Source organism: Streptomyces sp. NPDC127177, from assembly GCF_042672475.1.
Classification (GTDB): Bacteria; Actinomycetota; Actinomycetes; order Streptomycetales; family Streptomycetaceae; genus Streptomyces.
In genome coordinates this window covers 70,959-83,603 of sequence record NZ_JBHXUW010000027.1, presented here as the reverse complement: position 1 = coordinate 83,603, position 12,645 = coordinate 70,959, and the positions used below count along the sequence as shown (strand labels likewise).

The 12,645-nt window shown below is 72.7% G+C and carries 10 protein-coding genes and 1 tRNA gene; 9 read left to right on the top strand and 2 right to left on the bottom strand.

Going from position 1 to position 12,645, the window contains the following annotated elements; translation table 11 throughout:
* The first annotated feature begins 213 nt into the window (after positions 1-213).
* On the top strand, positions 214-1,575 hold the full coding sequence (locus ACFVJX_RS18580) for a tetratricopeptide repeat protein (RefSeq protein WP_384127662.1): 1,362 nt from the start codon (positions 214-216) through the stop codon (positions 1,573-1,575).
* Between the two features lie 206 nt (positions 1,576-1,781).
* Here the strand turns inward: ACFVJX_RS18580 and ACFVJX_RS18575 are convergent, their stop codons facing one another.
* Positions 1,782-2,378 carry a histidine phosphatase family protein gene (locus ACFVJX_RS18575; protein WP_384127660.1) on the bottom strand — a complete coding sequence of 199 codons (597 nt, stop codon included), beginning with the start codon at positions 2,376-2,378 and terminating at the stop codon, positions 1,782-1,784.
* A 301-nt stretch (positions 2,379-2,679) separates the two neighbouring features.
* Between ACFVJX_RS18575 and ACFVJX_RS18570 the strand changes: the two genes are divergently transcribed.
* From ACFVJX_RS18570 to ACFVJX_RS18540, 7 genes are all read left to right on the top strand, one after another.
* Positions 2,680-3,651, top strand: a complete 972-nt coding sequence (locus ACFVJX_RS18570) for a phosphatase PAP2 family protein (protein WP_384127701.1) — start codon at positions 2,680-2,682, stop codon at positions 3,649-3,651.
* A complete protein-coding gene (locus ACFVJX_RS18565) occupies positions 3,557-4,723 on the top strand; it encodes a hypothetical protein (RefSeq protein WP_384127658.1) in 1,167 nt (388 codons plus the stop codon). Before ACFVJX_RS18570 ends, ACFVJX_RS18565 begins: the two co-directional genes overlap by 95 nt.
* Entirely contained in the window at positions 4,714-6,321 is a 1,608-nt protein-coding gene (locus ACFVJX_RS18560) for a hypothetical protein (RefSeq protein ID WP_384127656.1), read from the top strand. The genes ACFVJX_RS18565 and ACFVJX_RS18560 overlap by 10 nt, the downstream gene beginning before the upstream one ends.
* Positions 6,318-7,652 (top strand): AAA domain-containing protein, encoded by a 1,335-nt coding sequence (locus ACFVJX_RS18555; RefSeq protein WP_384127655.1) that lies wholly within the window; start codon positions 6,318-6,320, stop codon positions 7,650-7,652. Before ACFVJX_RS18560 ends, ACFVJX_RS18555 begins: the two co-directional genes overlap by 4 nt.
* Positions 7,653-7,761: 109 nt before the next feature.
* A complete protein-coding gene (locus tag ACFVJX_RS18550; RefSeq protein ID WP_384127653.1) occupies positions 7,762-8,103 on the top strand; it encodes a hypothetical protein in 342 nt (113 codons plus the stop codon).
* A 174-nt stretch (positions 8,104-8,277) separates the two neighbouring features.
* Positions 8,278-8,985, top strand: coding sequence for a bifunctional DNA primase/polymerase (locus ACFVJX_RS18545; protein ID WP_384127652.1), 708 nt, complete (start codon positions 8,278-8,280; stop codon positions 8,983-8,985).
* Positions 8,976-9,049 (top strand) — tRNA-Lys (locus ACFVJX_RS18540). The genes ACFVJX_RS18545 and ACFVJX_RS18540 overlap by 10 nt, the downstream gene beginning before the upstream one ends.
* Positions 9,050-9,120: 71 nt before the next feature.
* Here ACFVJX_RS18540 and ACFVJX_RS18535 read toward each other — a convergent pair.
* On the bottom strand, positions 9,121-10,335 hold the full coding sequence (locus ACFVJX_RS18535; RefSeq protein WP_384127650.1) for a M6 family metalloprotease domain-containing protein: 1,215 nt from the start codon (positions 10,333-10,335) through the stop codon (positions 9,121-9,123).
* A 428-nt stretch (positions 10,336-10,763) separates the two neighbouring features.
* Between ACFVJX_RS18535 and ACFVJX_RS18530 the strand changes: the two genes are divergently transcribed.
* Complete coding sequence (locus ACFVJX_RS18530) at positions 10,764-12,635, top strand: putative bifunctional diguanylate cyclase/phosphodiesterase (protein ID WP_384127648.1); 1,872 nt, start codon at positions 10,764-10,766, stop codon at positions 12,633-12,635.
* Positions 12,636-12,645 lie beyond the last annotated feature (10 nt).

Below are 12,645 nucleotides of genomic sequence, written 5' to 3'. Positions count from 1 at the left end.
AGCCGGGCTCCGTCTCCACATGGACCAACGCGCCGACCGCGTCAAGGGCTACGGCCCAGCACCGCCGCAAAGGGTGGCAGTTCATGGCGGATCGTGGGCAAGATGTCTGTTTTATTGGTAAACGCAGCGTGTTCGACTTGTCACAGCAGGTACGTTCTTGCTCCGCCGGGACACCGGAAACAGCGCCCGGCTCGCACCAGAGAGGGTCCCGCCATGGTGTCGACACGGGCAGTTCCCAACCTCGCCTTCCGGCGGCTGCGCGGACAGCGCTCCGCCGGGGAGTTCGCTGCCGCGGTACGCAGGTCCGCCCGCGAGATCGGCGAGCAGGTCGCGTGCGACGCCCGGTACATCGGACGCGTGGAGTCCGGCGAGATCCGCTGTCCGAACTACGCGTACGAGCGGGTCTTCCTGCACATGTTCCCCGGGGCGGACCTGGCGGACCTGGGCTTCTCGCCGCGCGAATCGGTACGCGGCAGGGGGGCCAGGACCGCTGCGAATGTTCCCGCTCCCCCCACTTCCCCGCTGCCAGGCAGCGACACCGACGAGGAGTGCGACGTGCTGCGTCGCGTATTCATGACGAGCGGCTCCACCACGATGGCGGCCGCCTCCCTGGGCCCGGTCCTCGGTGGCATGGCCACCGCCGTCTCCCTGCCCGTGCAGCGCCGGGTCGGCGAGACGGAGGTGACCGCCGTCGAGAAGGCGGTGCGGCAGATCCGTCTGCTGGACGACCGGCACGGCGGCGACGGCCTGTACCGGCGGGCCTCACGGCCGCTGCGGGCGGCGTACGCGCTGCTCGACTCCGGAACCACGCCCCGGGGCTCCACGGCGGACCGGCTGCACTCCGGCGCCGGAGAACTGGCCATCTCCGTGGGCTGGCTGGCCCATGACTCGGGCCGGTTCGACGACGCCCGCTCGCACTACGCGGAGGCGCTGGCCACCGCCCGGGTCGCCGGGGACCGGGCGCTGGAGGCGCACGCGTTCTGCAACGCGTCGTTCCTGGCCCGGGACACGGGGCGCTCGCGGGAGTCGGTGCGGGCCGCGGAGGCGGGGCTGCGGGCCGCGCAGCCGCTGGGTTCGCCCCGGCTGACGGCGTTGCTCTCCCTGCGGGAGGCGGGGGGCCGGGCGGGGCTCGGGGACCGTGCAGGCTGCGAGCGGGCGCTCGGCCGGGCGCACACCGCGTTCGGGAAGGGGCCGTCCGCGGCCGACCCGGAGTGGATGAGCTTCTTCCGCGAGGCGGAGCTCGAGATGCTGGAGGCGCAGTGCTGGTCGGCGCTGGGTGACTGGTCGCGTGCGGCGCGCCATGCCCGGCGCGCGACGCGGCTGCAGGATCCGCACTTCACCCGGAACATGGCGCTGTACCGGGCCGAGCTGACCACGGACCTGGCCCGTGCGGGCCTCGCCGAGGAGGCGGCGGCCACCGGCCACCAGGTGCTGGACCTGCTGGACCAGGTCCGGTCCTCGCGGATCAGGACGATGCTGGCGGGGGCGGTGGCGGTACTGCGGCCGCGGGGCCGGGGTTCGGTCGAAATCACGGACTTCCTCGACCGCCACGGCACGACGCCCCCGAAGCCGTAGCCCCCGTGTCCCGGCCAATTCGGCCCGTCCGGCGATGAGGACGGAACCCTCCGGCCGGACCGGGGCGCGGAAAACAGCCCGCCCGGCGTTTGAGGGTGAAGGTGGCTCACCCCGGGCCGGGGTACAGGGTTCCGTCCTCAAACGCCGGACGGGCCGAGTTGGCCGGACGGGCCGAGTGGGCACGGACACGCAACGCGCCCCCGCGGCTACCGCTCCAGGTGGCCCGTGTCGTTCCAGCGTTCCATGGCAGGCGCCCCGTACGCCCACCCCAGCACCGACAGCGACGTCGGATCCAGCCGGATGCGGGAGGCGAAGGAGACGGGCTCGCCCAGCCACCGCGCCCCCAGCGCCCGCAGGATGTGGCCGTGGCCGAAGACCAGGACGTCGCGGTCGGCGGAACGGGCCCACTCCACGATCTCGTCCGCGCGGGCCGAAAGCCCGGCCAGGGTCTCCCCCTCCGGCACCCCGTCGCGCCAGATGAACCAGTCCGGACGGATCGCCTTGATCGCGGCCGGAGTCATGCCCTCGTACGCCCCGTAGTCCCACTCCATCAGCGCGTCCCACCGCTCGGCCCGTTCGCCGAACCCCGCGAGCTCGCACGTCTCGGCCGCCCGCACGAGCGGACTGGTCCTGACCTCGACACCGGGCAGACCCGCCCACGGCCCGCGGTGCAGCCGCTCACCGAGCAGCTTGGCGCCCGCGCGCCCGGTGTCGAGCAACGGGATGTCCGTCCTGCCTGTGTGGTTCCCCTTGACGGACCATTCCGTCTGTCCGTGCCGGGCAAGCAGGATGCGCGGTGCCATATGACGGCTCTCCCTGAAACTGAGATCTCCGACGCGTGGATCTGAGATCTTGGACATCGACGGGGACGTGACCGTCCGACGTATCAAAGGTGAACGGTTGGAACGGATCGTCCGGATTTCCATCATCGCGTACATGTCGGGGAGGCAACCTGGGGGGCCGAACCGGCGTCCCTCTCAACACAGCCGCATCGGAGCGGCTGAGGGGTGTCGAAGGACACCCCCGGGGGAATCGCGGCCGACCCGCACCGTACGGTTGAACGTCTGCCGTCGGCCGCATGAAAACGTGATGGAGAACTTCCGGATGCCGCACGCCACCACCGCGCCCGAGCCGCGCCCCCGGCCCCGCTGGTGGACCGAGCTGCCGCTGCTCGCCCTGGTGTACGCAGCGTACTCGGGCGGCAGACTGCTGGTGCGCGGGGACGTGTCGGCGGCCGTCGACCACGGACTGCGCCTCCTGCACCTGGAACAGACGCTCCACATCAACTTCGAGCACCCGCTCAACCGGCTGCTCACCGCGCACTCCTCCATAGGCATACCCGCCGACTTCGCGTACGCCTCACTGCACTACCTGGTCACCCCCGGCGTCCTCATATGGATGTTCCGCAGGCGATCGGAGGCCTATCGCAGGGCCCGCACCTGGCTGATGACCTCCACCATGCTCGGCCTGATCGGCTTCACACTGATGCCGACCTGTCCGCCGCGGCTGCTGGCCGCCGGACACGGCTTCGTCGACACGATGGCGCAGTACAGCTCGTACGGCTGGTGGGGCACCGAGGCCAGCGCCCCGCGCGGCATGGGCGGTATGACCAACCAGTACGCGGCGATGCCGAGCCTGCACGTCGGATGGGCGCTGTGGTGCGGCATCCTCCTCTGGCGCCACGGGCGCCACCCGCTCGTACGGGCCGCCGGTATCGCGTACCCCCTGGTCACCACCTTCGTGGTGATGGGCACCGCAAACCACTACTTCCTCGACGCCGTCGCCGGAGCGGCCGTCATGGGGCTCGGCGCCCTGCTCGCCCGGCCCGTGACGCTCCTGGCCGACCAGGTCACGAACGCCGTTGCGACCCGCTTCGCACGGGTGACCGCGGCCACGAAGTCCCCGGATGTCAGTGACGGATGCAAGACTTCCGCGGGTGAGCGAATCCCCGGCCAGCGGACCACCTCCGCAGATCCCACCGATGCCGCAGGACCGGCCGGTCCACCTGCCCCGGCCGACGTCCCCGCCTCCGCGGGAAGAGCCGCGGGCGGTGACGCTGCGGCAGCGGCTCGCTGAGCTGAGGGGCCCGGCCGTCGCACCCCGTCCGCTGGACGCCCGCGCACTGGCCGCCCTCGCCGCCAACCCCGGCTGCAAGCGGCGCGCCCTGCTCGACGGGGCGGGCGTCGACAAGTCCGCCCTCGCCACCGCACTCGGTTCACCCGCCCCGTTCGGCCAGTCCCAGTTCGCCTTCATCCGGGGCAACGCCTTCGAGGCCAGGGTCAAGGCCGACGGCGGTACGGAGCTGATGCGCCTGCTGCACGAGCGGCTCGGCGACGGCGGCGAACCGCCGCGGGACGTCGCGGTGCCCGATCTGACCGCCGCCGGACCCGAGGGGCGCGCCGCGCGCACCGCGCTGGCCCTGCGGGAGGCCACGGGTGCGGGCGGCTGGGCGCTGCTGGACCACCCGATGCTTGCCCTGGAGGTGGCGGGGTCGCCCGCCTATCTGGAGCCGGACGCGGTGGTGGTCCACCCCGACGGCACCTGGACGGTCGTCGAGATCAAGTCCTTCCCCATGATCGACGGTTCCGCCGACGCCGCCAAGGTGGGCGCCGCCGCCCGGCAGTCCGCGGTCTACGTACTCGCGTTGGAGCGGGTAGCCGGGGCCACCGACGGGGCGGAGGTCGGCCACCGGGTGCTGCTGGTCTGCCCCAAGGACTTCTCCAACCTGCCGGCCGCCTCCGTCGTCGACGTACGCAAACAGCGCGCGGTCACCCGCCGCCAGCTGACCAGGCTCACCCGGATCGAGGACATCGCGGCGGCGCTGCCGGAGGGCACCACCTTCGACCCGGAGCTCTCCCCCGAGGAGCTGGCCGGGGCCGTCGAGTCGGTCGGTGCGGCGTACGCGCCGGAGTGCCTGGCCGCGTGCGAGCTCGCCTTCCACTGCCGGGGCAGGGCGCGTGACGCCGGTGCCGTGGAGGCCCTGGGCCGCAGTGTGCGGGGCGAGCTCGGCGGGCTGACCACCGTCGGTGAGGTACTGGCCGCTGCCGCGGGCAAGGAGGGCGATCCGGCGGATCCGACGGTCGCCGCCCTGCGCCGCGCCGCGGCCCTGCGCGCCGAGGCGCTCGAAGGCGGCGCCACATGTCGCTGATCACCACCCTGGCCAGGCTGGAGGCCGTGGAGAGCGGCCGGGCGCAGCCGACGGCCACGGTCCGCCACCGGCATCTCACCGGCCGGCCGCTCGTCCTGGTGCCGCTCACCACCGCGGGCGAGGCCGGTGCCCCGCTCGGCGCCCTGGTCGGCACCGACCGGGACGCGCCCCGGCTGCTGGCCGTGGCCCAGCCGCGCGACCGGGATCTGCGGTTCTCCTTCCTCGCGGAGCTGGCCGAGGCGGTGCTGCCGCACATCGAGTCGTACGCCGATGTGATCGAGCCCGCCGAGCGCAGCGAGACGGACCCCGCGACCGGCAAGAAGGTCAAGGTCGAGACGGAGCTGTGCACGGACGCGGCGCAGCTGATCGTGCCGAGCCGGGCGGGCATCGAGTTCGTCCGGCTGCTCGGCCGCTCCATGCGGTTCCGGCGCACCGCGGACGACGACCCCGACACCCCGTATCCGGCGCCCGCCCGGGTGCCGCTGCTGGGCCGCTGGCTGACGCACTACGGCGAGCGCGCCCGGGTGCCGGGCTCCGCGCTGCTGCTGGCCGGCACGGATCTCCTGGGCAGGCACTGGGCGACCGGTCAGTCCAGCCTGGAGGACCAGCACCTGGGCGCCCTGCTCGCCTGGATCGATCCGCCGGCGGGCGAGTCGGGGGCCGAGGCGGCGCTCCGCGCCGAGCTGGCCCGGGACCGCGAAGGGCAGCTGCTGTGCCCTCCGGCCGGACCGGCCACCGACCCGGACTTCGACAACCGGCTGCTGGCTCCGGCGATCGAGAAGTACGACCGCGCGCGCACCTCGCTCGCCGCCGCCGAGGACGGTCTGGCGGCCGATGCCCGGCTCGCCGAACTGACCGCGGCCGAGCGGGAGACGAGGGCCCTGCTGGCGGGTGTGCTGCGGCCGACCTGGGACGCCGTGTGGCGGGCCCTGGACCTGCTGCGGGAGCTTCCCGAGGCCTCCAGGGCCGAGGACCGGTGGACGCGCGACCGCTGGTCGTTCACCGCCCACCGCGACCGGGTGCGGTCGGGTGAGCCGCCCCAGCCGCGCCGGGACGACGCGGTGACTGCGGCCCGCAAGCTCGCCTCGCGGGAGACGGCCCAGGCACAGCTGGAGGCCCAGGAGGCGCTGGACGATCCGCTGGTGCTGGCCGGCCGCCGGCTGGCGGGCGAGGCGTTCCTCGGGGAGGTGACCGGCGTGGAGATGGCGTACAGCGAGTCGAAGCGTCCCTCACCGCGCCCGCTGGTGAGCGTCCGCACCGACGAGCGGCCTCAGCTGACCGACCGCGTCAAGGTCTACCGCTCGCTGGACGGCAAGCCGCAGACGGCCGAGTTCGCCGGGTACGGGCCGCAGGAGGAGGGCGCGTCGCCCGTGCTGGTGCTGCGGATCACCGACCGGATGGGCCGGGGCAGGGAGCCGGCTCCGGGCTCGGTGCCGGAGCCGGGTGACCGGATCGCCTGGACCCTCTTCGAGCACGATCAGCGCGGCGGCCCGAAGCTGCCGGACGCGGAGGAGACCCCGTGGACCCACGGCGGTCCGCCGGGCGCAGCCCCGGCCGCCGAGCGCCCTGACCTCGTGACCCCGGAGGACGTGCTGTGAGCGACGGATTCGACCCGGGTGCGGCGGCGGGCCGGGCCACCTCCCAGATCCTGGACGACACGCTGAACGGCACGGCCCGCGGCATCGTGGTGGACTCCCCGCCCGGTGCCGGCAAGTCGACCCTCGTGGTCCGGGCCGCGCTGGAGCTGGCCGCGGCCGGGCGCCCGCTGATGGTCGTCGCGCAGACGAACGCCCAGGTCGACGACCTGGTGGTCCGGCTGGCCGAGAAGGACCCGGGGCTGCCGGTCGGCCGGCTGCACAGCAACGACTCCGACCCGTACGACAAGGTGCTGGACGGGCTGGACAACGTACGCAAGTCGGCGAAGGCGGCGGATCTGGCGGGGCTGGACATCGTCATCTCCACGGCGGCCAAGTGGGCGCACGTGAAGAACGTCGAGCCGTGGGGGCACGCGATCGTCGACGAGGCGTACCAGATGCGTTCGGACGCGCTGCTGGCCGTCGCCGGACTCTTCGAACGGGCGCTGTTCGTGGGCGATCCGGGCCAGTTGGACCCGTTCTCGATCGTGGGCGCCGACCAGTGGGCGGGACTGAGCTACGACCCGTCGGCGAGCGCGGTCACCACCCTGCTGGCGCACAATCCGGAGCTGCCGCAGCGGCGGCTCCCGGTCTCCTGGCGGCTGCCCGCGTCGGCCGCGCAACTGGTCTCGGACGCGTTCTACCCGTACACACCGTTCCGCAGCGGTACGGACCACGGGGACCGGCTTCTGTCGTTCGGTGTCGGGTCCGACGGTTCGGCGGCCGACCGGGTGCTGGACGAGGCGGCGGAGTCCGGCTGGGGTCTGCTGGAGCTGCCCGCCCGGCACACCCCGCGCACGGACCCCGAGGCCGTCCGGGCGGTGGCCACGGTGGTGCGCCGACTCCTGGACCGGGGCGGCGCGGCCACCAGCGAGCGTTCCCCGGACCCGGCCCCGGTGACGGCGGACCGGGTGGCGGTCGGCACGGCCCACCGCGATCAGGCGGCGGCGGTGCGGGCGGCGCTCGCTGAGCTGGGGGTGACCGGCGTGGCGGTGGACACCGCGAACCGGCTCCAGGGCCGCGAGTTCGATGTGACGGTGGTCCTGCACCCGCTGTCCGGACGGCCCGACGCCACGGCGTTCCATCTGGAGACGGGCCGGCTGTGCGTGCTGGCCTCCCGGCACCGGCACGCCTGCATCGTGGTGTGCCGAGCGGGGGTGGCCGAACTGCTGGACGAGCACCCGTCGACGGAGCCGGTCCAGCTGGGTGTGACGGTGAAGTTCCCGGACGGCTGGGAGGCCAATCACCGGGTGCTGGCGCATCTGGCGGAACACCGCGTGCCATGGGGACGTTGACGGCGGGGGCGCCGCGCGGCGGGGTCGTCCGCACCGCACGCCGGGCGCCCTTGCGGCGGGTTGGACAATAGAGGGTGGCCGTCGGGCCCACCGGAGGAGGAACAACCACATGGCACAACCCGAGCGGAACGAGCAGCAGCGGCTGCGCCCCGCACCCCTGCTCTTCGAACCGTCGGCGGCGGTCGCCGATCCTGAGCACTTCTTCGACCTGGAGTCGATGGAGGACCCGAAGGAGCTGCTGAGCCGTTCGACCGAGCTGGCGCTGGCCTTCCGCGCGGCGACGGACCGGGCGGTCGAGTACCAGGCGATCGCGGCCGCCCAGCTGGCCGATCCGCGCCGGTTCGACCGGCTGACCACCGCGGACATCGCGCGGCGGGCGGAGTGGACCGAGGACTACGCGAAGAAGATGGTCGAGTTCGGCAGGAGCCTGCTGAACGACCCGAGGCCCTGACGTCCACTGAACGACCCGAGGCCCCGGCGTCGGTGGAAGTCGGGGAGCGGGTGCTGACTGCGGGTAGAACCACTGGCATATGCCTGGGGGCAAGATACCCCTCACCACCCCGAGCTGTCCCGGTTTCCCGCAACTCTGGGAATCCGGCCGATCACTCCCGGTAGACCTGTGCATATGACCGCATGGCTGCCAGACGAAACGACCCTGCATCACGGCGACGGCCCCTACCGGGACGCCGACATCTTCGCCGTCCTGCGCGAACAGGCCGGGAACCAGACCGCTCAGGTCACCGCGGCCGGTGCCGCCTGGCTGGCCGGTGCCGCGGCGTATCCACGCAGCGCGCTGGCCCAGTGGGAGTCGCACCCGTCCGCTCCCGGGGTGCTGCCGTGCGGTTCGTCCTTCGACGTGGTGAACGTGCCGACGCTGTTCGGGCGGCGGATGCTGGAGCACCTCTGGGCGGACGGTCCGGGCTCGGGTCCGGTCGCCACGCACCGCGGCCGGATGCTGCTGTTCGCCTCCCCCGGGACGGCCCAGCGGCTGCCCTCGCTGCTGGACTGGGAGGAGTGGGGAGGGGGCCCCGCCTCCCGGGCCGGCCGGGCCGCTCCGGGGCAGGACGACGGCGAGCGCAAGGTGCCTCCGCTGCTCTGCCACGGCACCGGGGACGCGGTGACCGTGCCGCCCCTGACCTGCGGACCGGATACTTCGGGCCCCCGCTGGGTGGTCGCCCCGGACACCCGCAGCCCGTGGCTGCCGGGGCCGGACGTACTGCTGTGGGCATGTGTGCGAGTGGCCCGGTCCGCGCCCTCTTCGGGGCCCCGGATTTCGATTTTTCCTCCCGCCGATCAGGGTGCTAAGGTCTACGACGTCAGCAGGCGCCGCTAGCTCAGTTGGTTAGAGCAGCTGACTCTTAATCAGCGGGTCCGGGGTTCGAGTCCCTGGCGGCGCACAGACAGAAGGAGCCCCCTCGCGAGAGCGAGGGGGCTTCTTCGTCGTGGCCCGCGGGCGGCCCGGGAGGCGTTATGTCCCGGGGGTGATCCGGACCGTCCAGGCGCCCGACGGGGTCCGGTCGGAGACCTCGATCGTGGTGTGTCCGCCGGGTACGGAGAACGTCTCGCCGACCCGCAGCGGGGCGTCCGCGAGCGGCGGGTAGACCGACTGCTCCCAGCAGGCCGCCGTGTCGGGGTGGGTGTCGATGACGTCGACCGGCCCGCCGCCCGACGGGGTCTCGTTGCGGATCCGGTAGAGCAGCACACCCTCGGTGCAGGTCGACCGGTCGTTGCCGGTGGCGCTGCGGGCCTCGATCGCCACGGCACTGCCCTCGCCCGTCCTGATCACCGCGAGCCGGGTCCCGATGGACGCACCGGCCACGGGCACGGCAGCCATCGGTTCGAGGGTGACGATGCGGTCGCTCTGGATGCAGGTCACCTGCCGGTCGTCCAGCCAGCCCAGTTTCCACTTCTGCCAGCCGAAGAAGTCGGGTGCGAGCCCGAACTGACTGCCCATCACGTCCCAGTCACCCACGTAGGTGTCCCAGTCGCCCTTGCCGTCCGAGGGCCGGTGGTAGAGGTCGGGCAGGTCGAAGACGTGTCCGGTCTCGTGGGCCAGCACGTTGTGGTCCGGCGGGTGCTGTTCGAAAACGGTGACGACGCGCCTGATGTCCGTACCGTCGGCATGCAGGGGCCGTTCGAAGTTGACGACCTTGGTGGCGTCCGAGTCGACGCCCGGGGCGTCGGGGTCGGCGACGAGGTAGACGATGTCGTACTTGGAGAAGTCCACCTGGGGGTCGGCCGCGTCGATGGCGTCACGCAGATAGGCGCTGCGCCGGTCGTTGGCCCAGTCACGCTTTATGCCGTACCAGACCGACGGCTTGGGCATCTGGATCCACTGCTGCTGCGGGTGCGGGCGCAGGGTGAACTTTCCGTACGAGGCGTGCCGGAAGAACCGGGTGGTGGCGGGGAAGTAGTCGGAGGTGAGCTCGGCGGGGGTGGTGGCGGGCCGGGCGTCCGGGAACGAGAGGAAGACCATGACGGCGTCGAGCGGATGGTCGGGGCGCGGGTAGGCGCCGTTCCACTCGTCGAGCCCGAGCGAGTGATGGGCCTGCGTCCTGGGCAGCGCGCAGGCGTCGGCCGCCCCGGTCGACGCCGCCGCGGGGCCCGCGACGAGCGAGGTGGCGACGAGCGCCAGGAGCGAGATCAGCCCGGCGGCCATGGCGCGCGGACTCGGTCTCACCACTCCTCCGGGTCCGTGCTGACGCGGCACATCTACCTCCGGGTGCGGGGTGCGGACGCCTCGGATCTTCAGCACCCTCCCGACCACCCTGTGACGTTTCGGGTGTTACGTCCTGTTGAGCTGCCCCACTCGGGTCAGCGGCCGCACGAGCCACCTCTTCACAGACAGTCACAATCGATCACCGATGCAACGAGAGAGAACAGAACCGCGCAGAAACAATCAGTCGTAGGCAAACCGGAACTTCGCGCGAATGGCCCATGCACACCGGGCGCACGGTCCACAACCGTCGGGGCGCTGGAACGGCCGAGCCGCCAGCCTCTATGCTTCACCTCGCTTTCCTGCGCGGTTTCCGCCTCTCACAACGGCGCTCCACGCGGCGGGCCAGTCCGACCAGACCTGTCCGGGACAGAACTGCATGGCGGGAGCGAACGGTGAGCGCAACCTCCGAAGGGCCGAGGCCCCCGGCAGGCACAGCACCCTCTTCCGCACGACCATCGGTCACCGACTGTGACGGTTCATGGCCCGTCGTCGGAGCTGCCGCCGGATCCGGGCCGCACGACTACCGGGCCGCGTTCCTCGCCGCGACGCTCCCGATGGCGGTCGTCGACCACGAGGGCCTGATCGTCACCGCGAACGAGGCCCTGTCCACCCTGGTCGGCATCGCCGCCCCGGCGCTGACCGCGCAGTCCGCCTCCGATCTGGTCGACCTCGCCGCGGACGGCCGCGGCTGGCACGCGTACCGCGAGGTGCTGCACGGCAGGCGGTCCCGCTTCCGCTGCACGCGCAGGCTCAAGCACCCCGACGGGCGCTCGCTGTGGGCCGAGATCACCGTCGTGCCCATGCCCCCGGCCCAGGAGCCGGAGTCCTGCGCGCCGCCCGGTCAGGTACTGCTCTCCGTCGCGGACGTCAGCGACCGGCGCGAGCTGCAGAAACGGCTGCGCCACCTCCAGATGCACGACCCGGTGACCAGACTGCCCAACCGGACGCTGTTCTTCGAGCGGTTGTCGGCCGTCCTGGAGACCCCGCCGTACCAGGACGACACCCTTCCCGGACGCGGCCGGATCGGGCTCGTCTACCTCGACCTGGACGGCTTCAAGGCCGTCAACGACACCCTGGGCCACCGCATCGGTGACCGGCTGCTCGCCGCCGTCGCCGCCCGGCTCACCGACTGCGCCGATCAGGAGGCCTCCCGCCCGACCGGCGCCCCGCTGGTCGCGCGCCTGGGCGGGGACGAGTTCGCGATCCTGGTCGAGGAGTCCACCGGCACGCAGCAGCTGACCGACTTGGCCCGTGCGGTGCTCACCGCCCTCCAGACCCCCTTCGACCTGGCCGGACAGCGGCTCTCCGTCTCGGCGTCGATCGGCGTGGTGGAGCGGCCCGTGGCCGGCACGTCCGCCACGGGCCTCATGCAGGCCGCCGACACGACGCTGTACTGGGCGAAGGCCGACGGGAAGGCCCGCTGGACCCTCTTCGACCCGGAGCGCAACGCCCACCGGATGACCCGCCAGGCCCTCTCGTCCAACCTCCGGCCGGCCGTCGAACGCGGCGAGTTCACCATCGAGTACCAGCCGTTGGTCGGCATGGCCGACGGGGTCGTACGCGGGGTCGAGGCGCTGGTCCGCTGGAACCACCCCCAGTTCGGCATGCTCTCGCCGAATCGGTTCGTCGCGATCGCCGAGGAGGACGGCTCGATCGTGCAGCTCGGGCGGTGGGTGCTGCGGTCGGCCTGCCGGCAGGCCCGGCGCTGGCAGCTCGACCACCCGGCGGAGCCGCCGCTGTTCATCAGCGTCAATGTCGCGGTCCGCCAGGTCTGGGACTCCGACCTGGTCACCGATGTGGCGGAGATCCTCGCGGAGACCGGTCTCGACCCGGCGCTGCTCCAGCTGGAACTGACCGAGTCCGCGGTGATGGGTTCGGCGGGCCGGCCGCTCCAGGCCCTCCAGTCGCTCAGCGACATGGGCGTCCGTATCGCCATCGACGACTTCGGCACCGGCTACTCCAACCTCGCCTACCTGAGCCGCCTGCCGGTCTCCGTACTGAAGCTGGACGGCGCCTTCGTACGCGGATTCCGCTACGAGGACGGCACGCACCCCAGCCCCGCCGACGAGACGATCGTCGAGGCAATGATCCAGCTCGCACACCGCCTTGGCCTGACCGTCACCGCGGAGTGCGTGGAGACGGCCGGCCAGGCGGAACGGCTGCGCCGGATCGGCTGCGACACCGGGCAGGGCTGGCTCTACTCCCGCGCGGTCGCCCCGGAGCGGATCGCGGAACTGATCGGCGCGCGGGCGCTGGAGGCCTGAGGCGGGGGCG